The 287-nt window shown below is 52.3% G+C and carries 1 pseudogene; it reads left to right on the top strand.

The window, feature by feature from the left end:
- Positions 1 to 287, top strand: a pseudogene (locus tag ACPYOI_RS36130) (RelA/SpoT family protein); the annotation flags it as partial.

Genomic DNA, 287 nt, shown 5'->3' with positions numbered 1-287 from the left:
CGAGCACTATATTGAGGAATTCGTCAGCGGATTGCGCCAGTCGATGAAAGAAGAGAATGTGCGGGCCGAAGTCTATGGTCGACCTAAGCACATCTACAGCATCTGGCGCAAAATGCAGAAGAAACATCTCGCCTTTGATGAGCTGTTTGACGTGCGCGCCGTGCGCATCGTTGCGGAGCGTCTGCAGGATTGCTACGCCGCGTTAGGGATAGTACATACTCACTTCCGCCATCTACCGGATGAGTTTGATGACTATGTCGCGAACCCGAAACCTAACGGCTATCAGT

Source organism: Rhizobium sp. SVR5-2C, assembly GCF_056755115.1.
The sequence above is the reverse complement of the archived record's forward strand: the minus strand, read 5'-3'. Positions and strand labels throughout refer to the sequence as shown.